This is a genomic window from Tistrella mobilis KA081020-065 (genome assembly GCF_000264455.2).
In the GTDB taxonomy this organism is placed as follows: Bacteria; Pseudomonadota; Alphaproteobacteria; order Tistrellales; family Tistrellaceae; genus Tistrella; species Tistrella mobilis.
This window is the reverse complement of the sequence record NC_017956.1, coordinates 3,895,193-3,919,492: the sequence shown is the minus strand read 5'-3', so window position 1 is coordinate 3,919,492 and position 24,300 is coordinate 3,895,193. Positions and strand designations below refer to the sequence as shown.

Annotated in this window: 24 protein-coding genes; 9 read left to right on the top strand and 15 right to left on the bottom strand. The window is 68.2% G+C overall.

Features of this window, described 5'->3' with window-relative positions; all coding sequences use genetic code 11:
* Positions 1-64 precede the first annotated feature (64 nt).
* The 5 genes from TMO_RS17955 to mutM all read right to left on the bottom strand — a co-directional run bounded on the left by TMO_RS17955 (position 65) and on the right by mutM (position 3,753).
* The gene (locus tag TMO_RS17955; protein WP_014747080.1) at positions 65-535 is read right to left on the bottom strand and encodes a rhodanese-like domain-containing protein; all 471 of its coding nucleotides are present in this window, start codon (positions 533-535) and stop codon (positions 65-67) included.
* A gap of 553 nt (positions 536-1,088) precedes the next feature.
* Positions 1,089-1,358: a 30S ribosomal protein S20 gene (rpsT, locus tag TMO_RS17950; protein ID WP_014747079.1), complete on the bottom strand. Its 270-nt coding sequence runs from the start codon at positions 1,356-1,358 to the stop codon at positions 1,089-1,091.
* A gap of 184 nt (positions 1,359-1,542) precedes the next feature.
* Complete coding sequence (locus TMO_RS17945; protein WP_014747078.1) at positions 1,543-2,316, bottom strand: enoyl-CoA hydratase; 774 nt, start codon at positions 2,314-2,316, stop codon at positions 1,543-1,545.
* 148 nt (positions 2,317-2,464) lie between these two features.
* Positions 2,465-2,893, bottom strand: a complete 429-nt coding sequence (locus TMO_RS29690; RefSeq protein ID WP_014747077.1) for a hypothetical protein — start codon at positions 2,891-2,893, stop codon at positions 2,465-2,467.
* Positions 2,890-3,753 carry a bifunctional DNA-formamidopyrimidine glycosylase/DNA-(apurinic or apyrimidinic site) lyase gene (mutM, locus tag TMO_RS17935; protein ID WP_014747076.1) on the bottom strand — a complete coding sequence of 288 codons (864 nt, stop codon included), beginning with the start codon at positions 3,751-3,753 and terminating at the stop codon, positions 2,890-2,892. Before mutM ends, TMO_RS29690 begins: the two co-directional genes overlap by 4 nt.
* A gap of 79 nt (positions 3,754-3,832) precedes the next feature.
* On the opposite strand from mutM, the gene ubiE reads away from it, so the two are divergent.
* The 8 genes from ubiE (at position 3,833) to TMO_RS17895 (ending at position 10,996) form a co-directional block, all read left to right on the top strand.
* Entirely contained in the window at positions 3,833-4,645 is an 813-nt protein-coding gene (gene ubiE / locus TMO_RS17930) for a bifunctional demethylmenaquinone methyltransferase/2-methoxy-6-polyprenyl-1,4-benzoquinol methylase UbiE (RefSeq protein ID WP_041605104.1), read from the top strand.
* Between the two features lie 27 nt (positions 4,646-4,672).
* Positions 4,673-6,187, top strand: coding sequence for a 2-polyprenylphenol 6-hydroxylase (gene ubiB / locus TMO_RS17925; RefSeq protein ID WP_014747074.1), 1,515 nt, complete (start codon positions 4,673-4,675; stop codon positions 6,185-6,187).
* Positions 6,188-6,358: 171 nt separating this feature from the next.
* Positions 6,359-7,633 (top strand): bifunctional phosphopantothenoylcysteine decarboxylase/phosphopantothenate--cysteine ligase CoaBC, encoded by a 1,275-nt coding sequence (coaBC, locus tag TMO_RS17920; RefSeq protein ID WP_014747073.1) that lies wholly within the window; start codon positions 6,359-6,361, stop codon positions 7,631-7,633.
* Entirely contained in the window at positions 7,633-8,091 is a 459-nt protein-coding gene (gene dut, locus TMO_RS17915; RefSeq protein WP_014747072.1) for a dUTP diphosphatase, read from the top strand. The genes coaBC and dut overlap by 1 nt, the downstream gene beginning before the upstream one ends.
* 74 nt (positions 8,092-8,165) lie before the next feature.
* Entirely contained in the window at positions 8,166-8,621 is a 456-nt protein-coding gene (locus TMO_RS17910; protein WP_014747071.1) for an RrF2 family transcriptional regulator, read from the top strand.
* Between the two features lie 52 nt (positions 8,622-8,673).
* A complete protein-coding gene (cysK, locus tag TMO_RS17905) occupies positions 8,674-9,648 on the top strand; it encodes a cysteine synthase A (protein ID WP_014747070.1) in 975 nt (324 codons plus the stop codon).
* A 64-nt stretch (positions 9,649-9,712) separates the two neighbouring features.
* A complete protein-coding gene (locus tag TMO_RS17900) occupies positions 9,713-10,528 on the top strand; it encodes a HesA/MoeB/ThiF family protein (RefSeq protein ID WP_014747069.1) in 816 nt (271 codons plus the stop codon).
* 12 nt (positions 10,529-10,540) lie between these two features.
* Positions 10,541-10,996: a DsrE family protein gene (locus TMO_RS17895; protein WP_014747068.1), complete on the top strand. Its 456-nt coding sequence runs from the start codon at positions 10,541-10,543 to the stop codon at positions 10,994-10,996.
* A gap of 14 nt (positions 10,997-11,010) precedes the next feature.
* On the opposite strand, the gene TMO_RS17890 is transcribed toward TMO_RS17895, so the two are convergent.
* Both TMO_RS17890 and TMO_RS17885 read right to left on the bottom strand, forming a co-directional pair.
* Positions 11,011-11,736 carry an NYN domain-containing protein gene (locus TMO_RS17890; RefSeq protein WP_014747067.1) on the bottom strand — a complete coding sequence of 242 codons (726 nt, stop codon included), beginning with the start codon at positions 11,734-11,736 and terminating at the stop codon, positions 11,011-11,013.
* 139 nt (positions 11,737-11,875) lie between these two features.
* Positions 11,876-12,856, bottom strand: a complete 981-nt coding sequence (locus tag TMO_RS17885) for a 2-hydroxyacid dehydrogenase (protein WP_014747066.1) — start codon at positions 12,854-12,856, stop codon at positions 11,876-11,878.
* 304 nt (positions 12,857-13,160) lie between these two features.
* On the opposite strand from TMO_RS17885, the gene TMO_RS17880 reads away from it, so the two are divergent.
* Complete coding sequence (locus tag TMO_RS17880) at positions 13,161-13,760, top strand: SH3 domain-containing protein (protein WP_014747065.1); 600 nt, start codon at positions 13,161-13,163, stop codon at positions 13,758-13,760.
* A gap of 51 nt (positions 13,761-13,811) precedes the next feature.
* Here TMO_RS17880 and TMO_RS17875 read toward each other — a convergent pair whose 3' ends face one another.
* The 8 genes from TMO_RS17875 to infB form a co-directional block, all read right to left on the bottom strand.
* Positions 13,812-14,315, bottom strand: a complete 504-nt coding sequence (locus tag TMO_RS17875) for a rubrerythrin family protein (protein ID WP_014747064.1) — start codon at positions 14,313-14,315, stop codon at positions 13,812-13,814.
* Between the two features lie 61 nt (positions 14,316-14,376).
* Positions 14,377-14,787, bottom strand: a complete 411-nt coding sequence (gene irrA / locus TMO_RS17870; protein WP_014747063.1) for an iron response transcriptional regulator IrrA — start codon at positions 14,785-14,787, stop codon at positions 14,377-14,379.
* A 149-nt stretch (positions 14,788-14,936) separates the two neighbouring features.
* Positions 14,937-16,334 (bottom strand): NAD(P)H-dependent flavin oxidoreductase, encoded by a 1,398-nt coding sequence (locus tag TMO_RS17865; protein ID WP_041605102.1) that lies wholly within the window; start codon positions 16,332-16,334, stop codon positions 14,937-14,939.
* A 328-nt stretch (positions 16,335-16,662) separates the two neighbouring features.
* Positions 16,663-18,885 carry a polyribonucleotide nucleotidyltransferase gene (gene pnp / locus TMO_RS17860; RefSeq protein ID WP_041606855.1) on the bottom strand — a complete coding sequence of 741 codons (2,223 nt, stop codon included), beginning with the start codon at positions 18,883-18,885 and terminating at the stop codon, positions 16,663-16,665.
* Between the two features lie 518 nt (positions 18,886-19,403).
* Entirely contained in the window at positions 19,404-19,673 is a 270-nt protein-coding gene (gene rpsO, locus TMO_RS17855; protein WP_014747060.1) for a 30S ribosomal protein S15, read from the bottom strand.
* 17 nt (positions 19,674-19,690) lie between these two features.
* A complete protein-coding gene (gene truB, locus TMO_RS17850) occupies positions 19,691-20,608 on the bottom strand; it encodes a tRNA pseudouridine(55) synthase TruB (RefSeq protein ID WP_014747059.1) in 918 nt (305 codons plus the stop codon).
* A gap of 4 nt (positions 20,609-20,612) precedes the next feature.
* Positions 20,613-21,062: a 30S ribosome-binding factor RbfA gene (gene rbfA / locus TMO_RS17845; protein WP_014747058.1), complete on the bottom strand. Its 450-nt coding sequence runs from the start codon at positions 21,060-21,062 to the stop codon at positions 20,613-20,615.
* 101 nt (positions 21,063-21,163) lie between these two features.
* A complete protein-coding gene (gene infB / locus TMO_RS17840; RefSeq protein ID WP_014747057.1) occupies positions 21,164-24,295 on the bottom strand; it encodes a translation initiation factor IF-2 in 3,132 nt (1,043 codons plus the stop codon).
* Positions 24,296-24,300: the final 5 nt, after the last annotated feature.

The window sequence follows — 24,300 nt, the reverse complement described above, 5'->3', positions numbered from 1 at the left end:
GCGGACGAACGGCAACCGCGCCGCCCCCTCTCGGGCCACGACACGGCGGTGACGGACGGTCGGATCAGTTCTGGAACCAGGGCAGCCCCGCCGCCTTCCAGCCGTTGACCGTACCGCGATGTCCGTCGGGGCCGACATCCCCCTCGAACCCGCCTGCAATGTTGAACGCCGTCTCATAGCCCGCAGCCGTGGCCGCGATGGCAGCAGCCCGCGACCGGGCGCCGCTGCGGCACAGGAACAGCACCGGCTGCTCGCGGCCGACGCCGGCCTCGGCCAGCGCATTGGTGAAGTCGCGGTTGGGCGCCATCTGCGGCCAGACCTGCCACGAAATCAGCTGCGGCTCCTTGCCCAGGGGCTGGAGCAGCGGCAGGCCCACGAACATCCATTCCTCGCGGGTGCGCACGTCGACCAGAACCGCGTCGGGCTGCTGCTCCAGAAAGGCCCACGCCTCCTCGGGCGTGACGTCGCCGGCATAGCCGGCCTGGGCGCCCGTACGGGCCGATGCGTTGCGGCGGATGTCGTCGGTGCTGGCCATGGCGTCGCCTCGTGGCTCCTCTGGCAGATCAGGACGAAGGGATGAGGGACGCGGCAGGCAAAGGACACGCGCATGGCCCGGGGCCACGGGATCCGCATGGTCAGGCCCTCGGGGCCGCCTGCGGACAAAGCCTCTGCGTCATCATTCGATGTCCATGCACCGAATGACGCGCCGTCCACATCCGCTCTTCGAAAGGCTTGGGGAAACAGGTCGGTCGAAACCATCGGCGAACATGCCTCGGATTCGATAGATCGGATGCCTGACAAGGCATCCGGTCCGGAACCTCCGGTACGCTCGGCCGCTGTGGGGACGGACCTGCATTCGATGGGGCCTAGACTAGCCCCGGCCCGGGCGGCTGGCAACGGGTCCGAAATGCGAACGCGATCTTTTGATGCGCTGCATTAATCCCGACACGACGACGCACGGCATGCGGAGATCGCATGCCGTGCGTCGAAGGATGTCGGGCTGCCTGCGACCATATGCCGAAGACCCTGACTGTCACCTCCGGGTTTCCGGAGTTTCAGCCACGATCCGGCGCCGGATCGCTGCGGGCTCAGGCCTGCGACAGCGCCTTCACGCGCGCGCTGAGGCGCGAGATCTTGCGCGAGGCGGTGTTGCCGTGCAGCACGCCCTTGTTCACGCCGCGACGCAGTTCCGGCTCGGCGACGGCGAAAGCGGCGACGGCGGCATCCTTGTCGCCCAGGGCAAGGGCCTTTTCGACCTTCTTCACGAAGGTGCGGATGCGGCTGATACGAGCGCCGTTGATTTCGGCCCGGCGCGCGTTGCGACGGATACGCTTCTCGGCGGAGACATGATTGGCCATCAGGGTCGGCCCTTCGGATACGTTCGGGATAAGGGGAAACTCAGGCCGCGGACGATAGGTGCGGTCCACGATTGAGTCAAGACGTTATCGGCAAAGCCGAAAGCGCTCCGGCCGGAACGCCGCCGGCCGTTGTCGTGCAACCACTGCGATTCCCGCCGGGCCGGCACCGGTCGGCGGGATGTGGTCAGCGGTTCTTGAACTGGGGCTCGCGCTTCTCCGAGAAGGCGGTCATGCCCTCGCGGCGATCCTCGAGCGCAAAGCTCGAATGGAACAGCCGGCGTTCGAAGCGCACGCCCTGGGTCAGCGTGGTCTCATAGGCGGCATTGACCGCCTCCTTGGCCATCATCACCGAGGGCAGGGACTTGGCGGCGATCGCCTGGGCGACCTTCAGCGCTTCGTCCAGCAGCTCGGCCACCGGCAGGATCCTGCTGACCAGCCCCGCACGCTCGGCTTCCTCGGCATCCATCATCCGGCCGGTCAGGCACATTTCCATGGCCTTGGACTTGCCGACGAAACGGGTGAGGCGCTGGGTGCCGCCCGAGCCCGGAATGGTGCCGAGATTGATCTCGGGCTGGCCGAACTTCGCATTCTCGGCCGCCAGAATGAAATCGCACATCATCGCCAGCTCGCAGCCGCCGCCGAGCGCATAGCCCGACACCGCCGCGATCACCGGCTTCTTGCAGCGGGTCACCCGCTCCCAGCGCGAGATGAAGTCCTCCATGTAGACGTCCTGGAAGGACTTGGGCAGCATCTCCTTGATGTCGGCGCCGGCCGCAAAGGCCTTCTCGCTGCCGGTCAGCACGATCGCGCCGATCTCGGGATCCGCCTCATAGGCGTCGAGCGCCGCGTTCAGCTCCTCGATCAGTTCGGCGCAGAGCGCGTTCAACGCCTTGGGCCGGTTGAGCTGGATCAGCCCGACGGCGCCGCGCGTGTCGACCAGGATGTTCTTGTAGGACATGTGGGTCTGCTCCCTCCGCGATCCCGCGTCGGCTTCACCGGGGCGGCGGATGCGGGATCCTTCGCCGCCTGCCTGGTCCCGAAGCCGGTCGATGAAGACTGACGTCCCGACGCCCGGCGGCCTCCCGGCAGGGGCGGGAGCCTGGCTGTCAGGGGCGCGCAGCACCCTCGGCGGGTGCCAGCACGAAATGCACGACCAGACGGCCGGAGGATTGCTCGGCCGTGTCGATCGTCAGACGCTCGGTCCCGCGGGTGAAGGCGGCGATACCGGCGCCGGCACCGGATGCGGCGGCGGCACCCCCGACCTCGCGCCAGCCCAGCTGGGGCAGGGCGTCGCGGTAGAAGCGCATCACCTGTGCACCGGTCACACGACCGACTGCGTAAGCCTCTACGATACGCCCGTCGGGCTTGTCAAACGTAAAGCCCCCCGCATCCTCGGCGAGCCCCGGGGCCAGCGGCAGATCTTCGACCTGGCCCAGGAACTCGGTGTCGGCGGCCTCAACCGGGCTGAGACCGATGGTCATGGGGCCGGCGATCGCGAGCGCCGCAAGGACGATCATGGTCCGGAAAACGGTCATGCCTGACACCGGGAACAGAAATAGGTGGCACGGTTCGATTGAACGACGCGTTCTATGGTACCGCCGCAGCCCTCCCGCGAACAGGGGGCGTCGGCCCGGTCATAGACCCGGAAACTGTGCTGGAAGTAGCCGAGTTCGCCCGAGGCGCCGACGAAATCCCTGAGGGTGGAGCCGCCGGCGGTGATCGCCCGGTCGAGCGTCGCCCGAACCGCCGCCGCCAGCCGGTCGCAATCCTCGGCCGACAGGGTGCCGGCGGCACGGGCCGGGTGGATGCCGGCCTCGAACAGGCTTTCGCTCGCATAGATGTTGCCGACCCCCACCACCACGCGCTGATCCAGCAGCAGCGCCTTCACCGGGGCACGCCGCCCCTCGAAGGCCCGGGCGAGATAGGGCCCCGAGAAACCGTTGCCGAGCGGCTCCGGTCCCAGATGGGCGAAGAGGTCATGGGCGTCCAGATCGTCGGTGGCGGCGATGTCCATCAGCCCGAAGCGGCGCGGATCGGCGAACAGGATCCGGGTGCCATCGTCCAGGCGAAACACGACATGGGTATGGGGCGCATCCGCCACCGCGATCGAGGGGCCGTGATGGAAGGCGACCGGCGGCGGCGCATCCTCGATCACCAGCCGGCCCGACATGCCCAGATGGACGATCAGCGTCTCGCCCCCCTCAAGGTGCAGGCGCAGATATTTGGCGCGACGATCCGCCGCGATCACGGCACGCCCCGTCAGCCGCTGCACGAAACCGGCGGGCAGCGGGCGACGCAGATCCGGGCGCCGCGCCTCGACCTCGGCAAGGCGGCGTCCGATCATCCTGGGGGCGATGCCCCTGAGCACGGTTTCGACTTCGGGCAGCTCTGGCATGGGGGCGAGGGTAGCGCAATGCCCCGGCCCGCGCTATGTTCCCTCGCGCACCCGCACCCGAAGGTTCCGAGGACGAGCGATGTCAGTGATCGACGAGCCCGCCGGCCGGCACGCCGGCGACGAGCGCCCTGCCGATTTCGGGTTCACCAGCACCACGGTCGGCCAAAAGCGCCGCATGGTGCGCGGCGTGTTCGACAGCGTCGCCCGGCGCTACGACCTGATGAACGACCTGCTGAGCGGCGGCGTCCACCGGCTGTGGAAGGACGCGATGATGGACTGGCTGGCGCCGCGGCCCGGCCAGCACCTGCTCGACGTGGCCGGCGGCACCGGCGACATCGCCTTCCGCTTCATCGATCGCGCCCGGCGCAATGCCGGTTCCGCCGCCGCCCAGCTGCCGCCGGCACGGGTGACGGTCTGCGACCTGACACCTGCGATGCTCGAGGTCGGCCGCGACCGGGCGGTCGATCGCGGCATCCTGGACGGCATCGACTGGGTGGCGGGCAATGCCGAGGTGCTGCCGGTCCGGTCGGCCTCGGTCGATGTCTACACCATCGCGTTCGGCATCCGGAACGTCGCCGACATCCCGGCGGCACTTGCCGAAGCGCGGCGGGTGCTGAAGCCCGGCGGCCGGTTCATGTGCCTGGAATTCTCTCAGGTGCAGGCGCCGGTGCTCGACCGGCTTTACGATCTCTATTCCTTCAAGGTGCTGCCGCAGGTGGGCCGGGTGGTCGCGCGCGATGCCGCGAGCTATCGTTACCTCGCCGAAAGCATCCGCAAATTCCCGAGCGCCGACCGCTTCGCCGGGATGATCGCGGACGCCGGCTTCCGCCAGGTCAAGGTGCGGCTGCTGTCCGGCGGCATCGCCGCCCTGCACTCGGCCTGGAACGTCTGAGCGCCCGCCTCTCCCGATCGGACCCCCATGTTCTCGACCCTGCGCCACCTGCTGCGGCTTTCGCGCATCGGCTATGTCCTCGCCCGTCACGGCGCGCTCTTCCCGCTCGAACAGCTGGCGACCCAGCATCCGGCAGCGGGGTTTGCCGGACGGACCGCCCGGCGCCTGACCCGGCGCGACCTGCGCGAGCTGGCGGAAGGCGAAAGGCTGGCCCGGGCGCTCACCGCCCTCGGCCCCAGTTTCGTGAAGCTCGGCCAGGTGCTGTCGATCCGCGCCGACCTGATCGGCGAAACCGTGGCGCGCGATCTGGCCCGGCTGCAGGATAGACTGCCGCCCTTCCCTGGGGCGGATGCGCGGCGGATCATCGAACAGTCTTTCGAACGGCCGGTCAGCGATCTCTTCGCGCAGTTCGACGACGTGCCGGTGGCGGCAGCCTCGGTCGCCCAGGTCCATTTCGCCGAGACCACCGACGGCCGCGAGGTCGCGGTCAAGGTACTGCGTCCGGGGGTGGAACGCGCGCTCGCCACCGACCTCGCCCTCTTCGCCTGGATCGCCCGCTGGCTGGAGCGCCTGCTGCCCGGCAGCCGCCGGCTGAAACCGGTCGAGGTGGTCCGCACCCTGTCGGAAGTGGTGGCGATCGAAACCGACCTGCGAATGGAAGCGGCGGCAGGCCAGGAGCTGCGCGAGAATTTCGAGGGCGATCCCGGCTTCATGGTGCCAGAGATCGACTGGATGCGCACCGCCGCCCGGGTCATGACGCTGGAGCGGATCACCGGCGGCGTGCGTGCCGACGACACCGCAGCGCTCGAGGCCGCAGGCCTCGACGGGCGCGAAATCATGGCGAATGCCGCCCGGGTCTTCTTCCTGCAGGTGTTCCGCGACGGCTTCTTCCATGGCGACATGCATCCGGGCAACCTGTTCATCCTGCCCGACGGTCGCATCGCCGTGGTCGATTTCGGCATCATGGGCCGGCTGGACCGTCAGTCGCGGCTCTATCTGGCAGAGATGCTGCGCGCCTTCCTGACCCGCGACTACGATGCGGTGGCCGACGTGCATTTTGCGGCCGGTTTCGTCCCCCCCGACCAGTCGCGGCCGCTCTTTGCCCAGGCTGCCCGCTCGATCGGCGAGCCGATCCTGGGCAAGCCCCAGAACGAGATCTCGATCGGCCGGCTGCTCGCCCAGCTGTTCCAGGTCACGACCACCTTCCAGATGGAGACGCAGCCCCAGCTGCTGCTGCTCCAGAAGACTATGGTCCAGGCGGAAGGTATGGCCCGACTGCTGGACCCCGGCGCCAATATGTGGGTGCTGGCCGAGCCGCTGATCCGCGAATGGATGGCCGCCAATCTGGGCCCGCGCGCCCGCGCCGAGACCACCGCGCGCGAGATGCTTCATCTGGCGCAGCGCCTGCCCCGGATCATGGATCGGCTGGAAACCCTGAGCGATCCCGAGCGGCCGCGCCCGGTGATCATGAGCGGCAGCCGGCTTTCGGCCGCGATCGGCGGCGGCCTGCTGGTGGCCCTGCTCTGGCTCATCCTGGGCTGAGCGGGCAGGGGCGCATCCCATCCGCAACATCGTCAGGTTAAAATGCCGGTTCGCCTTGTCTCTTGCACGGCGACCTCAGGGCGCCTAGTTTAACCACACCACGCCTTGCGCAATTGCGCAGGTTCCACATGACGGCCCCCGCCAGCCGTCGGATCCCAAGCGGAGGGTCCGGTGCTCACCGGCAAGCGCATCCTGCTGATCGTCACCGGCGGCATCGCCGCCTACAAGGCCCTCGAACTCATCCGGCTGCTCCGCAAGGCGGGCGCCGGGGTGAAGGTCGTGATGACCCGTGCGGCCGGCGAGTTCGTGACCCCCATGTCTCTCGCCGTGCTCTCGGGCGAGGAGGTCCACACCGACCTCTTTTCGCTGAAGGATGAGACCGAGATCGGCCATATCCAGCTGTCCCGCGCTGCCGACCTGGTGGTCGTGGCCCCCGCCACCGCCGACATCCTGGCGAAGATGGCCGCGGGGATTTCCGATGACCTGGCGACCACCCTGCTGCTTGCCACCGACAAGCGGGTGCTCGTGGCGCCGGCGATGAATGTGCGGATGTGGTTCCACCCGGCAACCCGGCGCAATCTGGACCAGCTTAGCCGCGACGGCGTGCTGACGGTCGGTCCCGACGCGGGTGAAATGGCCTGTGGCGAGTTCGGCCCGGGCCGCATGGCAGAGCCGGCGACGATCGTGGAGGCCATCCGTGCCGCCCTGGCCGAGAACAGCCGCCCGGCGCTCACGGGTCCCGGGACGGCACTGATCGATGCGCCCGGCCCGCTGTCGGGCCGGCATGCCGTCGTCACCAGCGGCCCGACGCACGAGCCGATCGACCCGGTGCGCTACATCGCCAATCGCTCGTCCGGCAAGCAGGGGCATGCGATCGCTGCAGCACTCGCCGCGCTGGGCTGCCAGGTGACCCTGGTCACCGGCCCGACCCGCCTGACCGATCCGGCCGGTGTCGACACCATCCATATCGAAAGCGCCCGCGAGATGCTGGCGGCGGTCGAAGCGGCGCTTCCCGCCGATATCGCGGTCTGCGCCGCCGCCGTCGCCGACTGGCGGCCGGCGATCGAAGCCGGGCAGAAGCTGAAGAAGCAGCCGGGCGGCGCGCTGCCGCCCGACATCCGGCTGATCGAGAATCCCGACATCCTGCGCACCATCTCGGCACCCGGCCCATCGCGCCCGGCCCTGGTGGTGGGCTTTGCAGCCGAGACCGAGCAGGTGCTGGACCATGCCCGTGCCAAGCGGGCGCGCAAGGGCTGCGACTGGATCGTCGCCAACGATGTTTCGACCGGCACCGGCACCTTCGGCGGCGACGACAATGCCGTCCACCTGATCGATGCCGACGGCACCGACAGCTGGCCCGCCATGACCAAGCAGGCGGTGGCGGACCGGCTGGCCCGCCGCATTGCCGATCACTTCGCAGCGCCCACCACCAAGGATTCCGCCTGATGGACCGCCACCTCCGGATCGGGGTCGTCCGCCTCGATCACGGCCGCGACCTGCCGCTCCCCGAGATGAAGACCGCCGGTGCCGCCGGGCTGGACCTGCCCGCCGCCGTGCCGGCCGACGCGCCGATCGTGCTGGCCCCCGGGGGGCGGACCCTGGTTCCGACCGGCCTGACCATGGCGATCCCCGAAGGCTATGAGGGGCAGGTACGGCCGCGCTCGGGCCTGGCCTTCTCTCAGGGCGTCACCGTGCTCAACGCGCCCGGCACCATCGATGCCGATTATCGCGGCGAGTTGAAAGTCCTGCTGGTCAATCTGGGCGATGCGCCGGTCGAGATCACCCGCGGCATGCGGATCGCACAGCTGGTGATCGCCCCGGTCACCGCCACCCGCCTGGTCGAGGTCGAGGCGCTGGACGACACCGTCCGCGGCGCCGGTGGCTTCGGTTCCACCGGGCACTGAGAACAGATCCGGGCCTGCCGCGGAACGGTGGTGCAAGGCCGGGGTTCACGAACAGGATCGAAACGGAAACGCCCATGCTCAGGCTGTCGAAGAAACTGCTGTTCGCGCTGGAAGCCGTGGTCGACATCGCCCACAACGGCGGTGCCGAGCCGGTCCAGAGCAAGGAGATCACCCGCCGTCAGGGCATCCCGCAGCGGTATCTCGAACAGGTCATGCAGCAGCTGGTGCATGCCGAGATCCTGGAAGGCGTGCGCGGCCCCCGCGGCGGCTACCGGCTGGCACGCGAGCGGCGCAAGATCACCATCGGCGACATCGCCCGCGTGGTGCGCGCCATGGAGAAGACCGACGACCCCATGGCCGATCCGGCCGGGTCCGATCTGGGCCACAAGGTGGTCCGCCCGGTCTGGCAGGACATCCAGGATGAGTTGATGGAACGCCTGGACGGCATCACCGTCGCCGATCTCTGTCAGCGCGCCGTGGAACAGGGCATCCGCAGCGAAGCCATGACCCGCATGGATTTCTCGATCTGAGGCGAAGGCCGCCCCCGCCCCGAGGCAGGCCCCACGAAGGAGCGCAGTCGACATGACCGATACCTGGCAGCCGACCCCCACCCACGGCCGTGGCCGGATCTATGACAATGTCATCGACACCATCGGCGATACCCCGCTGGTCCGTCTTTCGCGCCTCGGCGCCGCCAAGGGCGTGAAGGGTGAGGTTCTGGCCAAGCTCGAATTCTTCAACCCGCTCGCCTCGGTCAAGGACCGCATTGCCGGCGCGATGGTCGCCGCCGCCGAGGCGGAAGGCGCCATCGGCCCCGACACCATTCTGGTCGAGCCGACCTCGGGCAATACCGGCATTGCGCTTGCCTTCGTCTGCGCCGCCAAGGGCTACCGGCTGATCCTGGCCATGCCCGAGAGCATGTCGATCGAACGCCGCAAGATGCTGAAACTGCTGGGCGCCGAGCTTGAACTGACGCCCGCGAAGCTGGGCATGAAGGGCGCCATCGCCCGCGCCCAGGAGCTGGTGGACGGCAACCCGAATGCGATCATGCTCCAGCAGTTCCGCAACAAGGCCAACCCGGCCGTGCACCGGGTGACCACGGCCGAGGAGATCTGGGCCGATACCGCCGGCAAGGTGGATGTGGTCGTAGCCGGCGTCGGCACCGGCGGCACCGTCACCGGCATCGGCCAGGTGCTGAAGCAGAAGAACCCGGACGTGCGGATCGTTGCGGTGGAGCCCGAGGACAGCGCGGTGCTGTCGGGCGGCCTGCCCGGCCCGCACAAGATCCAGGGCATCGGTGCCGGTTTCGTGCCTGAGATCCTGGACCGCTCGGTGATCGACGAGGTGCTGACCATCGCCAACGAGACCGCCTTCGACTATGCCCGCACCCTGGCGCGGACCGAAGGCATCCCCTGCGGCATCTCGTCGGGTGCCGCCGTGGCGGCTGCGGTCGAGATCGCCCAGCGGCCCGACATGGCCGGCAAGACCGTGGTTGCGATTGTCCCCTCCTTCGCCGAACGCTATCTCTCGACCGATCTCTTCAACGGTCTCGAGTGATCCCGTCCGCGGCCGCGGCGCTTCCGTCGCGGCCGCCCCCTTCTGCTGCGGAACCCCGCCTGTCGTGGACGACATCGAGCTCACCGACGCCGAAATCGAACGCTACAGCCGCCAGCTCGTGCTGCCGGAATTCAGCGAGACGGCCCAGCTTGCCCTGAAGCGCGCCCGGGTTCTGCTGATCGGCGCAGGCGGCCTGGGTGCACCGCTCAGCCTCTATCTCGCGGCCGCCGGGGTGGGCACGATCGGTATCGTCGATGCCGATCGGGTCGATCTCAGCAATCTGCAGCGCCAGATCATTCATCGCACCGAAGATATCGGCCGGCCGAAGGTCGAAAGCGCCGCCCGTGCCATCCGGGCACTCAATCCCGAGATCCGGGTCGACATCCACGACAGCCGGATCGATGCCGGCAATGCGGCGGCGCTGATCGGCGCCTATGATCTCGTCGCCGACGGCTCGGACAATTTCGACACCCGCTTCCTGGTCAATGATGCCTGCCATCTGCTGGGTCGCACCCTGGTCTCGGCGGCGATCCTGCGCTTCGACGGCCAGATCTACACCTTCCGCTCGCACGCCCACCGTTCGGGGGGGCCACGCCTGCCCTGCTATCGCTGCCTCTACCCCGCCCCGCCGCCGCTGGGACTGATCCCCAGCTGTTCCTCGGGGGGCATCATCGGTGCGCTGGCCGGCATGGTCGGCTCGCTCCAGGCGCTGGAGGTGGTGAAGGAGCTGACCGGCATCGGCGAGGGGCTTGCCGGTCGGATGCTGATCGTGGACGCCCTCTCCAACCGCTTCCGCACCGTCCGCCTGCCCGCCGATCCGGCCTGCCCGCTCTGTGGTGACCACCCGGTCATCACGGATCTCGGCGCCCATGGTGCATGACGGGACACGTTCATGGTCAGTGACAGATCATATACCGGCCTGATCCTCGAATCGGGCAGCCTCAATCGTGTCCATTATGGCCTGGCCATGGCCGCAGCGGCCCTGGCGGTCTCGCAACCTGTGGTGTTGTTCTTCACCAACGCCGCCCTTCTGAGCCTGCGCGCGCCCGATCCGGATGGACGGCCGGGCTGGGTGACCTGCCCGCTCGGCCCCGACCTTGTCGCCGCAGGCGTGGCCGGCGACGCCACGGGCTGGAATGCCGGCCTCGTCGCCCGCGGCGCCGCCGGCGTGGAAGACCTGATCGAAGCCTGCCGCGACCTCGGCGCCCGCTTCATGGTCTGCGATATGGGCCTGCGCGCCATCGGCCTGGAGAAGACCGCGCTCAGGGACGACCTGCCCTTCGAAGAGGGCGGCCTGGTCAGCCTCTACCGGATCCTGGGCGACACGGGGCGGCTCGTGGTCATCTGAAAGCGGGCGCCTGCTCAGGTTTCCAGCAGATCGTCCGCCCCGGATGGTACTGCATCGGCTTCGGCGGCGGCTGGCGTCGCATAGCGGGCAAGATAATTCCTGAGCCCGTCAATGTGCTCATTGAGATCCTCGGGAATCGGCTTCCAGAGCGGATTGAGAATCACGTCGACCCCCTCTCGGCGAGCCAGCTTCGCCGCGGGAACGAAGTCTGCATCACCCGAGATCAGAATGATCTGATCTACAAATCTCTTCAGTGTCAGGCTCGCCATATCGAGCCCGATCCTCATATCGACCCCCTTCTGGCGAAGATCCAGTTCGAAATCATCATCAGTGAGGGAAGCCCAACCGCGCCGCCCCTTCAGAAGTTCCTGGGTCGCAGGCGCCTTCAGTCGCCAGGACGTTCCTCCCTTCAACGTTCCCAGCCGCAATGCCATTTTGCGCTTTGCCCTCAATCGCGCATGAAGGCTCAGGCGAAAGGTCGCCATATCGGTCTGCGCATAGTTTCGGGTCTGCCGTGAAACTGGCAAAGTGACGCGCTTCTGCAGCGGCGGACAATCGTAGAAGAAGATCCGGTACAGGTTCCGGCGCGCCTCCGTCTCGCCCTGTTTCAGCATCCCGAGGGCGGTACGATGGATGATCGTGGCGACCTGATCCGGGTCGGTCAGTCCGGGCCATGCGTGATAGAGGCTGTTCAGTCGCACGAGAAAGAAGGCGCCATCAATCAGGATCGCCGTGGACATAATCAACCCCAGATAGAAATTTAGTATGAAAAATACCCCCGGGGTTCGTCACGTGCCCTATATGTGCACGGGGTACTAGCCGGGGGTCGATGCTCAGAAGATAGCAGCAGACCTCAGATCTGGCAAGATCCTGCCATCATCAGAACGGTAGCACCCGATCCGGGGGCGTATGGCCGTCGATGAAGGTCTTGATGTTGATCAGCACCTTCTCGCCCATGTCGATGCGCGACTCGAGCGTCGCCGAGCCCATATGCGGCAGCAGGACGGTGTTGTCGAGTTCGACCAGCTTGGGATTCACTGCGGGCTCGTGCTCGAACACGTCGAGCGCCGCACCGGCCAGCTGGCCGTCGCGCAGCATGCGGGTCAGCGCCGCCTCGTCGATCACCTCGCCACGGGCGGTGTTGACGACATAGGCATCCTTCTTCAGCAGCTTCAGCCGCCGCGCCGACAGCAGATGATAGGTGGCCGGCGTATGCGGGCAATTGACCGACACGATGTCCATCCGGGCCAGCATCTGGTCGAGGCTTTCCCAATAGGTCGCCTCGAGCGGACCCTCGATATCGGCATGCAGCCGGTTGCGGTTGTGGTAGTGGATCGACAGGCCGAAGCCGCGGGCCCGGCGGGCCAGCGCACGGCCGATACGGCCCATGCCGATGATGCCCAGGCGCTTGCCCCAGATCCGGCGGCCAAGCATGTGGGTGGGGCTCCAGCCGTTCCACTCACCCTTGCGGACCATGCGCTCGCCTTCCGGCACGCGCCGTGCCACCGCCAGGATCAGCGCCATGGTCATGTCGGCGGTGTCTTCCGTCAGCACGTCGGGCGTGTTGGTGACGGTGATGCCGCGCTGACGCGCCGTGGCGAGATCGATATGGTCGGTGCCGTTGCCGAAATTGGCGATCAGCCGCAGCTGCGGCCCGGCATGGGCGAGCACGCCGGCATCGATCCGGTCGGTCACCGTGGGTACAAGCACATGGGCGGTCTTGACCGCCTCGATCAGCTTGTCCTGCCCGAATGCGACGTCGTCATGATTGAGCCGCGTGTCGAACAGCTCCATCATGCGCGTCTCGATCTGCTCGGGCAGCTTGCGGGTGACCACAACCACCGGCTTCGGCTTCACCATCGACACTCTCCCATAGACCGCCCACCTTACGGCCGCCCAGCGTCCGGCCCCGGGGCGTATTATCCAGGCGTCCTGTACCGGGCGCAGGAACGGCCCCGCATCTGGTGCCCTGCCCGACGGCACCCGCCCGGTCCCCTTTCTTAGCAAATCGGCCGGTGCGATACAAACCGGCCGACCGATTGCGTGACGATCCCCTGCAGCGTAAGGTCTGGAAAGCCCCGCCGGGGCCCTTGCCCCCAAGGGAACCGCACGGCCGGCACCGCCCCCATGCTTTCAGGCCCGCCCTTCAGGACCCATCCATCTCATGCCCGACCGCACCACCGCCCGCCCCCGTTTCGCATTCCTGCTGACGCTGTTCGTCTGTCTGGCCATGATCGGAGGCGCCGCGCTGTTCTTCACGGCCGGCGCCGCCGACGCGCCCACCGCCGATGAGGCGAAGGATGCCCCGGCCGAGGATGAAGGCGGCGCCAAATGGATCGGCCGCAGCGCCGAACGGCCGCCCCTGCCCCGTTTCGTGTCACTGCGCTCGGCCGAGGTGAATGTGCGCACCGGCCCCGGCACCCGCTATCCCGTCGCCGCGATCTACAATCGCAAGGATCTGCCGGTCGAGGTAACGGCGGAATACGAAAACTGGCGCAAGATCCGCGATGTCGAGGGGGCCGAGGGCTGGGCGCATATGAGCCTGCTGTCGGGCCGGCGCACCGCCATCATCCAGGGGGAGGTCCGCACGCTCTATAACCGCCCGGCAGCGGACGCCGTGCCGCTGCTGCGCGCCGAGCCGGGCGTGGTCGGCCGCCTGATGGCCTGCGAGCGGAACTGGTGCGAAATGGACATCGCCAACACCCGCGCCTGGATCCGCCGCGACGAGATCTGGGGCGTCTATCCGGACGAAGATTTCCACTGACGGCCCGACATCTCCTCACAGCCCGCCGTCCACTGGCGGCCCGACGGCGCCTCAGGCGCCGTCGTCATCCCCTTCGGCTGCGGTCTCGTCCAGGATCTCTTCCAGGCTGGTGAGCGAGCGCCGGAACCGCGCCGCATGGGCACGCTCCGCCCGGGCCAGGGTCTCGAACCACTCCGCCGCCTCGATCTGGCCCTCGTCGCGGGCCACGCGGGCCATCTCGGGATAGACGCCGGTGGCATCCTCCTCCTCGCTTGCGATCGCGGCGCGGAGGTTCTGAGAGGTGGTGCCGATCGGAAGCCCGGTCGCCGGGTCACCGCCCGCCTCTTCCAGGAATTCCAGATGGCCCAGCGCATGCCCGGTCTCGCCCTCGGCGATCGACCGGAACACTGCGGCCACGTCGTTGAAACCCTCGATATCGGCCTGACGGGCGAAATAGAGGAAGCGGCGGTTGGCAGCCGCCTCGGACATGAAGGCGCGGATCAGATTGGCCTCGGTCCGCGTGCCGGCAAGCGGCGGTTCGGCGGCCGGGAAACGGTCGTCGGAACGGTCGGTCATGGGGTGATGGCTCCGTGGCTCTCCGGTTCGCGATCCCGCCGCCCCGCCCCCATGCCGGGCATCAGCGGACGCGGATGATCACGTCGACACGGGCGATGGAGGCATCGCCCGGCGGTTCGGGCAGACGGGCGATCTGGACCGCATCCCCGGGGATGTCCTGGAGATGGCCGCCGTCTTCATAGAAGAAATGATGATGGTGGCTGACATTGGTGTCGAAATAGGACCGGCCGCTGTCGACGACCAGCTCGCGCAGCAGCCCCGCCTGGGTGAACTGGTGCAGCGTATTGTACACGGTGGCCAGCGACACCGGGAGCGCCGCCGCCTGCGCCTCGCGGTGCAGCTCTTCGGCCGTCACATGACGGTCGGTGCCGTCGAGCAGCAGGCGCGCCAGAGCGAGACGCTGCTTGGTCGGCCGGAGACCGGCTGCCTTGAGCTTCTCGAGCACGGCGGTATAGGGGCGGTTGGTGGACATTCCCGGCTCTCGTCTTGTTGAAGGTCCACTACGCGCCATGGGAAAGTCGCGTAGGGACGGTCAGTTAGCCAGGAATTTAGGTGCGTTCCATTCTGAGTGCAAGGCCGGAGACCAGGGAAGCCCCCCGATCTCCGGCCGGAAGATGCAGATCAGTCACCGGTGCGGATGCGTTCGACGAGCTGACGCACGGTCGGCACGAAGCCGTTCGAATAGAACGGATCCTCGGCAAAACGATAGGCGTTGTGGCCGGCGAACATCAGCTCGTGCTCGACATCCGAGCCATGGGCGATGTTCTGCAGCGTTTTCTGGATGCAGAAGCTGCGCGGATCGGCCCGACGGCCGGTGGTCCCCTTCTCGTTGGCCGCCCAGTTGCTGAACTGGCAGGCCGACAGGCACCCCATGCAGTCGATCTGATCGATATGGATCTGCTTCGCCGCGGCGGGGTCCACGAAGATCAGCGTGCTGTCCGGGGTCTTCATCGCTTCGGTATGACCCTCGGCGATCCAGCCCTGGGCGCGCTCGAAATCATGGGCTGTGACATAGACCGGCCGGCCGCGGGCTCCGATCGGCAGCGCCACCTCGTGATCGCCCACGGGCTCGGTGGTATAGGCGATCTGGCGATCGCTGCGGCCACGGAGTTCCTGCAGGAAGTCGTTGTTGACCGCCGAGGAATAGAAGCCGGTCGGGCTGAAGCGATGCAGATAGACATCACCCGGCTTCAGCGTCCGCAGCCGCTCCTTCCAGGCGTCGGAAATCGGGCTCTCCCTGGTCAGCAGCGGCCGGGTGCCGAACTGGAACGCCACCGGCGCCACCTCGGGATCGTCCAGCCAGTGCTCCCACTCGCGCAGATACCAGACGCCGCCGGCCATGATGATCGGCACGTTGGGGATGCCGATCTCTTTCATCAGCTCGCGCAGTTCCCGCACACGCGGATAGGGCGACTGCGGCTCGCGCGGGTCCTCGGCGTTCGACAGGCCGTTATGGCCGCCGGCAAGCCAGGGATCCTCGTAGACCACGCCGCCCAGATATTCGGCGAAGCGATGATAGGCGCGCTTCCAGAGCGCCCGGAAGGCGCGGGCCGACGAAACGATCGGGTAGTAATAAACCCCGTGCTCGGCGGCGATCTGCGCCACGCGATAGGGCATGCCGGCACCGCAGGTCACGCCGTGGATCAGGCCTTTGGCCCCTTCCAGCACGCCCTGCAGCACCGTCTCGGCGCCACCCATCTCCCACAGCACATTGACGTGGATCCGGCCTTCGCCGCCCGCCAGCTCGTGGGCAATGCGTGCCTGGGTGATGCCGCCGCGGATGCCGTAGGCCACCAGCTCGCCATGCCGCTCGCGGCGGGTCTTGCCGTAATAGGTCTGCGGGATCGGGCGGCCGTCGGCGTCGAAACTGTCGGCATTCACACCCGAAAACGTCCCCACGCCGCCGGCTGCAGCCCACGCGCCGGAGCTTTCACCGTTCGACACGGCGACACCTTTCCCGCCTTCGACCAAGGGCAGGACTTCCCGTCCGGACAGGAGGATGGGGTTCAAGGGCTTCACGATGCCTCCGCTACTCGTCCTTGCGTTCTTTTTGTTCAAAGCGGCGGCCCGGGCCGGCGGTTCCGCCGTCCGATCCGCGCCGATGCGTTCGAACCGATCTACCAATGGCCGGGTCTCGGGACCGGGCTTTGGGCAGGTTCGCCGGTTAACTGGCCATGGTTTCCCATGAAGTCCAGCCCTGCCCGCCGTGGTTTTTTGCACCGCACCCGCACAGCGCGGCCCTCACCGGCAAGGCAGTCGGCAGACATGGCGACGCCGGCCGGCGATTTCCTGAAGGGGAAGCCACCGGCCGGCGCGTCGTCATATCACGGAATGCGGAGCCGCGCGATCAGCGCGGACCGCGGGGCTTGCGCGGACGGTCGCCGCGGTCACCCCGATCCCGATCGCCGCGGGGCTCACGGTCGCCACGCGGCTCGCGGTCGCCACGAGGTTCGCGAGGCTCACGGGTATCGGGCAGCTCTGCGCCGGTCGCCTGATCGACGACGCGCATCGAGAGCTTCACCTTGCCGCGGTCGTCGATGCCCAGCACCTTCACCTTGACCTCGTCGCCCTCGTTGATCACGTCGGTGACCTGGTTGACGCGCTCGGCCGACAGCTCCGAGATGTGGACCAGGCCGTCGCGGGTGCCGATGAAGTTCACGAAAGCGCCGAATTCGACCACCTTGACCACCTTGCCGGTGTAGATGGTGCCGACCTCGGGCTCGGCCACGATGCCCTTGATCCAGTTGATCGCGGCGTCCACGGCCTTGCCGTCCACCGCGGCGACGCGGATGGTACCGTCGTCCTCGATGTCGACCTTGGCGCCGGTCTGCTCGGTGATCTCGCGGATCACCTTGCCGCCGGTGCCGATCACTTCGCGGATCTTGTCCTTGGGGATCGAGATGGTCGTGATCCGCGGCGCGTTGGAGCTGACCTCCTCGCGCGCACCGCCCAGCGCCTCGGCCATGCGGCCCAGGATGTGCAGGCGGCCGTCGCGGGCCTGGCCCAGCGCCACCTTCATGATCTCTTCGGTGATACCGGTGATCTTGATGTCCATCTGCAGGGCGGTGATGCCCTGGTCGGTGCCGGCCACCTTGAAGTCCATATCGCCCAGATGATCCTCGTCGCCGAGGATGTCGCTCAGCACCGCGAAGCCGTCATCTTCCTTGATCAGGCCCATGGCGATGCCGGCCACCGGACGCGCCAGCGGCACACCGGCATCCATCATCGACAGCGAGCTGCCGCAGACGGTGGCCATCGACGACGAGCCGTTCGACTCGGTGATCTCCGACACGATGCGGATCGTGTAGGGGAAGGCCGACTTCTCGGGCAGCACGGCGCGCAGGGCCCGCCAGGCCAGCTTGCCATGGCCGATCTCGCGACGGCCGGGGCTGCGCATCGGGCTGGCCTCGCCCACCGAATAGGGCGGGAAGTTATAGTGCAGCAGGAAGTGCTCGCGGTACTCGCCCTCGAGCATGTCCATGATCTGCTCGTCCTGGCCGGTGCCGAGCGTGGTGACCACCAGCGCCTGGGTCTCGCCGCGGGTGAACAGCGTCGAACCATGGGCCCGCGACAGCACACCCACTTCCGAGACGATCGGGCGGACGGTCTTCAGGTCGCGGCCGTCGATGCGCACGCCTTCCTTCAGGATCCGGCCGCGCACGATCTTGGCCTCGAGGGCCTTGAACGCGCCCGAGACCAGCTGGGGCTCAAGGCCCTCGCCGGCGACCAGGGCCTCGACGGTCTTCTCCTTGACCGACTTGACCGCCAGCTGGCGCTGCTGCTTCACGACCTGGCGATAGGCCTCTTCCAGGCCTGGACGGGCCACGGCCTCGACGCGCGCCGCCACGGCCTTGGCAGCCGGGTTCTCGGGCAGCGGCCAGGGATCCTTGGCGCATTCCTCGGCAAGGTCGATGATCGCGTCGATGACCGGCTGGAAGCCTTCATGACCGAACATCACCGCGCCGAGCATGACCTCTTCGGTCAGTTCCTTGGCCTCGGATTCGACCATCAGCACGGCTTCGTCGGTACCGGCAACCACCAGGTCGAGGGCGGTGTCACCCATCTGCGAGCGCAGCGGGTTCAGCACGTACTCGCCATTGATATAGCCGACGCGCGCACCGGCGATCGGGCCGAGGAAGGGCACGCCCGAAATGGTCAGGGCGGCAGAGGCGGCCACCATCGACACGATGTCGGGGTCGTTCTCGGTGTCGTGGCTCAGCACGGTGCAGATGATCTGCGTCTCGTTGCGGTAGCCGTCGGCGAACATCGGGCGGATCGGACGGTCGATGAGACGCGAAGTCAGCGTCTCCTTCTCGTTCGGGCGGCCCTCACGCTTGAAGAAGCCGCCGGGGATCTTGCCCGCGGCGAAGGCCTTCTCCTGGTAATTGACCGTCAGCGGAAAGAAGTCGACGCCGGGCTTCGGCTCGCGGGCGGCGACCACCGTCGCCAGCACGGCGGTCTCGCCATAGGTGGCGAGCACGGCGCCGTCGGCCTGACGCGCGATGCGCCCCGTCTCGAAGGTGAGCTTGCGCCCCGCCCACATGACTTCCTTGCGATAGATCGTAAACATCTCGGTCTCTCTCTTCCATTCCATCGGCGGGGCGTCCGGGATGTTGCAGGCCGGGCTCCGCCGGACCCTGGCCTTCGACATCCCCGCACGTTTATCCCCGTCGTCCCGGCCCTTTGCCGGAACGGGGGTCCCGCGGGCGGACCGCCTGACCTTGCGCCCGTTCTCGTTCCGGGGCGCGTTCCCGGCCTTCATCCGGCCGGGCGGCGATCCGCATCGCGGCCGCATCCGGAACGGATCCGGACCGGCCGCATGCTCCGTCGGGGGTTCCTGATCACTCCACCTGCCCCGACGGCGACGACATGCCGCGCGCCGTCCCATGACGGCCGCGAGCCGGGGCCCGGTTCGACCAGAGGCGGATCCCGGTGGATCCGTCGGCCGGGGAGCAGGCCCTCTCCCCCTTCATCTCCCGCGCGGTCGCGGACGGCAGATCCATCCGCTCGAGACAAGCACACCCCCGCGCGCAGGGTGGCCCCGGATGACGAAAGGGGGGACGCGATCGCCCCCCCTCGGCCATCAGATCACTTACGCAGACCCAGGCGCTGGATGACTTCCTTGTACCGGGCCTCGTCGTTGCGACGCAGGTAGTCCAGCAGCTTGCGGCGCTGGCTGACCATCTTCAGCAGACCGCGCCGGGAGTGGATGTCCTTGGCGTGGGTCTTGAAGTGCTCGGTCAGGTTGCGGATCCGCTCGGTCAGGATCGCGACCTGGACTTCCGGCGAACCGGTGTCATTGGTACCGCGGGCGTATTCGGTGACCAGCTCGGTCTTGCGCGACTTCGTGATCGACATCGGGTGTCCTTCCTTGATCAGGCGGCGCTGGTGGCGCCGAGGTTGAAGCCGCGCACCGAACGAAGCAATCCGTCCTCGGCCCGGGCGAGCGCCACCAGGCGCCCGTCGAGCGTCGCACGAACCAATCGTCCTTCGGGAACGGCCATATCCCTGAGCGGGCGCCCGTTTCGGAGCGCATCGGCTTCGGGACCGGTCAGGGCCAGCGCCGGGATGTCGTCCAGCGCGGTCTCGACCGGAAACAGATGGGTATCGAGCGCGGCACTATGCACGAGCGCTTCAAGCTTTTCCAGAGTGATTGCATGGGCTTCGCCGAATGCGCCCGACCGGGTCCGCCTGAGCATCGACAGATGCCCGACCGTGTCGAGCGCCAGTGCCAGATCCCGGCCCACCGCCCGGGCATAGGTGCCCTTGCCGCAGGCCAGCCGGAAGCGGGCATGGTCGGCGTCCAGAATGGTCAGCAGCTCCAGCGCGTCGATCCGCACGCGGCGCACCGGCATCTCGGGCGTCTCGCCGGCCCGGGCCAGCGCATAGGCGCGCCGGCCAGCCAGCTTGATCGCCGAATAGGCCGGCGGCACCTGGTCGATCTCGCCCAGGAAATCCGGCAGGGCCGCACGAATCGCCGCAGCGTCGGGGCGATGATCACTGGTCTCCAGCACCTCGCCCTCGCGGTCGTCGGTGGCCCGGGCCTCGCCCCAGTGAAGGTCGAAGACATATTCCTTCGCGCCGTCCATGGCATGGGCGACCGTCTTGGTCGCCTCGCCCAGCGCAATCGGCAGCACGCCCGACGCCAGCGGATCCAGCGTCCCGGCATGGCCGACCTTGGCGGCCCCGGTCAGCCGTTTCACGGCCGCGACCGCCTGTGCTGAACTCATGCCCTCGGGCTTGTCGATGGCGAGCCAACCATCGATCGGCAGGCCACGGCGTCGGCGTGCCACGCGCTCAATCCTCCCGGTCGCCATCCTCTGCCACGCCGTCCTCTGCGACATCATCCTCGTCGTCGAGATCGCGGCGGATCACCGGCTTTGCCAGCAGGCGATCGATATGGGCGGCGTAGTCGAAGCCGGTATCGAGCCGGAACAGCAGCCGGGGCGTGAATTTCAGCGACACCTGCCGGCCGATGCCCCGCTGGAGTGTGGAGGCCGAACGGGCCAACGCCTTGATCACCACGTCGGCGCCGTCGCTGTCCAGGCCCAGCGGCGAAACATAGGCGGTCGCGGTGCGCAGATCCGGGGTCATGCGAACCTCGCTGACCGTGATCGGCCGGCCGTCGAGATCAGGATCGTGGGTCTCGCCGCGCATCAGCAGCTCCGCCAGCACCTGGCGGATCTGTTCACCGACGCGGAGCTGGCGCTGGCTGGGACCGGCAGCGCCCTGGGCGCGTTTGGACATGGCTTGTCTGCCGTTCATCGAAAGAAGGGGGTGGAATGCGTGCGGGCCGGCCGGGAGGGATCCCGGCCGGCCCGCATCGCGGTCGTTTCCGGCTCTGCGGCTCAGACCGGGCTCTTGAGCTCGGCGGCGATCTCTTCGACCTCGTAGGCCTCGATGACGTCGCCGGCACGCAGATCCTGATAGTTCTCGAAGGCCATACCGCATTCCTGGCCGGCCCGCACTTCGCGGACATCGTCCTTGAAGCGCTTGAGCGAGCTGAGCGAGCCCTCGTGGATGACCACGTCGTCGCGGAGCAGGCGCACCTTGCTGTCGCGGCGGACATAGCCCTCGGTGACGGAGCAACCCGCGATCTTGCCGACCTTGGTGATGGCGAAGACCTCGCGGATCTCGGCCTGACCGGTGATCGTCTCACGACGGATCGGCGACAGCATGCCTTCCAGCATGCTCTTCACGTCGTTGGTCAGGTCGTAGATGACCGAGTAGTAGCGCAGTTCCAGACCGGCCTGGCGGGCCAGATCGCGGGCCTGGGCGTTGGCACGGACGTTGAAGCCGATGATCAGGGCGTTGCTCGCCTGTGCCAGCGTGATGTCCGACTCGTTGATGCCGCCCACCGCGCCATGCAGCATGCGCACCGCGACCTCGTCGTTGCCGAGCTTGGCCAGCGTGGCGGTGATCGCTTCCAGCGACCCCTGCACGTCGGCCTTGACCAGCACCGCCAGCTCCTTCTTGGAACCGGCCGAGATCTCGGAGAGCATCTGCTCGACCGTGCCGCGGGCACCCAGTGCGGTTGCGGCACGGGCACGCTGCTCGCGCTCCGACCGGAAGGCCGAAATCTCGCGCGCCTTGCGCTCGTCCTCGACCACCACCAGCTCGTCGCCGGCCTGCGGAACGCCCTGGAGACCCAGGATTTCCACCGGCACCGACGGCCCGGCTTCCTCGACCTTGCGGCCCTTGTCGTCGATCAGCGCGCGCACACGGCCCCACTGGCTGCCGACCACGAAGGCGTCGCCGGTCTTGAGCGTACCCTTCTGGACCAGCACGGTCGCGACCGGGCCGCGGCCCTTGTCAAGCTTCGCCTCGACCACGGCGCCCTGGGCGGCGCGATCGGTGTTGGCACGCAATTCCAGAACCTCGGCCTGCAGCAGGATCGCTTCCAGCAGCTTGTCCAGGTTCTTGCCGGTCTTGGCCGAGACCTCGACCGCGATCACGTCGCCGCCCAGCTCTTCCAGAACCAGCTCGTGCTGGAGCAGCTCGTTGCGCACCCGTTCCGGATTCACGCCCGGCTTGTCGATCTTGTTGATCGCAACCACGATCGGCACGCCGGCCGCCTTGGCGTGATTGATCGCCTCGACGGTCTGCGGCATCACGCCGTCATCGGCCGCAACCACCAGGACCACGATGTCGGTGACCTGGGCGCCGCGGGCCCGCATGGCGGTGAAGGCCGCATGGCCCGGCGTGTCGAGGAAGGTGACGTGGTCACCGGTCTCGAGCTCGACCTGATAGGCACCGATATGCTGGGTGATGCCGCCGGCCTCGCGGGCCACGACATCGGTCTTGCGCAGCGCGTCGAGCAGCGAGGTCTTGCCGTGATCGACATGGCCCATGACGGTGACGACCGGCGCCCGGGGGGTCAGATCGTCATCGGTATCCTCGACACCCAGAATGCCCAGCTCGACGTCGTCCTCGGCAACCCGCTTCACCCGGTGGCCGAATTCGGTCGCGACCAGTTCGGCCGTGTCCGCATCGATCGCCTGATTGATGGTCGCCATCACGCCCAGCGTCATCAGCTTCTTGATGACGTCGGCGCCACGGACGGCCATGCGGTTCGCCAGTTCCTGCACCGAGATCACCTCGGGCACGATGACGTCGCGGACCACGCGGGCCTGCGGCTCGGCCTGACGGCCGGCCCGGCGCATGCGCTCGCGCTGACGGCGCATCGCCGCCTGGCTGCGCTGACGCTCGCTCTCGTCGCCTTCGACCAGACGCTTGATGTCGCCCTTGCCGCCACGACGACGATCGTCGGTGGTACGCGGGGTCGGCGTCGCACGCTTGCTGGCAGCCTTGGCGCGGCTCTCTTCCTCGTCGCGCTCCACCTTGCGCTCACGGGCACGCTCAGCGGCCCGGGCGCGGGCGCGCTCGGCATCCTCGTCCAGGGGCGTCGCGGGCACGGCCGCCGCACCACCCGCCGGCGGACGGCCGGCACCGGCCGGCCGCTCGGGCCGGGGACCACGATCACCGCCGGGGCGGTCGCCGCTGCGGAAGTCCGGACGGTCGCCGCGCGGACGATCGCCACCGGGGCGATCGCCGCTGCGGAAATCGGGCCGGTCGCCACGCGGACGGTCACCACCGGGGCGATCGCCGCTGCGGAAATCGGGCCGGTCACCACGCGGACGATCGCCACCGGGGCGGTCGCCGCTGCGGAAATCAGGCCGGTCGCCACGCGGACGATCACCCTGCGGACGATCACCCTGCGGGCGGTCACCCCGCGGCGGACGGTCGCCGCTGCGGAAATCAGGACGATCGCCGCGCGGACGATCGCCACCCGGGCGGTCGCCACTGCGGAAATCGGGCCGGTCGCCGCGCGGGCGGTCACCGGCAGGACGATCGCCGCGCGGACGATCGCCACCCGGGCGGTCACCGCTGCGGAAATCGGGCCGGTCGCCACGCGGGCGCTCGGCACGCACCTCGGGCTGGGCCTCGGGCGCGGGCTGGGGCCGGGCTGCTGCCGCAGCCGCGGCTGCGGCCTCTTCGGCGGCCTTGCGGGCAGCCTCTTCGGCAGCCTTGCGGGCAGCTTCCTCGGCGACCTTGCGCGCCTCTTCCTCGGCCTTCTTCCTGGCCTCTTCCTCGACCTTGCGGCGGGCTTCCTCTTCGACCTTGCGCCGTGCCTCTTCCTCGGCACGACGGACCTCTTCTTCGGCCCGGCGCTTCTGGTCCTGGATCGCCTGTTCCAGCGCCCTCAGGCGCACATCCCGCTCGTCCTGCGTCAGGCCGCCGTCAGCGGCGGCGCCGCGCGCACGTCCGCGACCGCCGCCGGAACCGCCCCGGCCGCCCTGCTCGGGCACCGACACGGTCCGCTTGCGCTTGACCTCGACCGTCACGGTCTTGGAACGGCCGTGCGAGAAGTTCTGGCGAACCTGCGCGCCTTCGCCCGCAGGCTTCCTCCTCAGCTCAAGACGCCCGGCTCCCGACAGGCTGAGCGCCTTCTTCTGGCCGTCCTCGTTGGTCTCGCTCATATCGC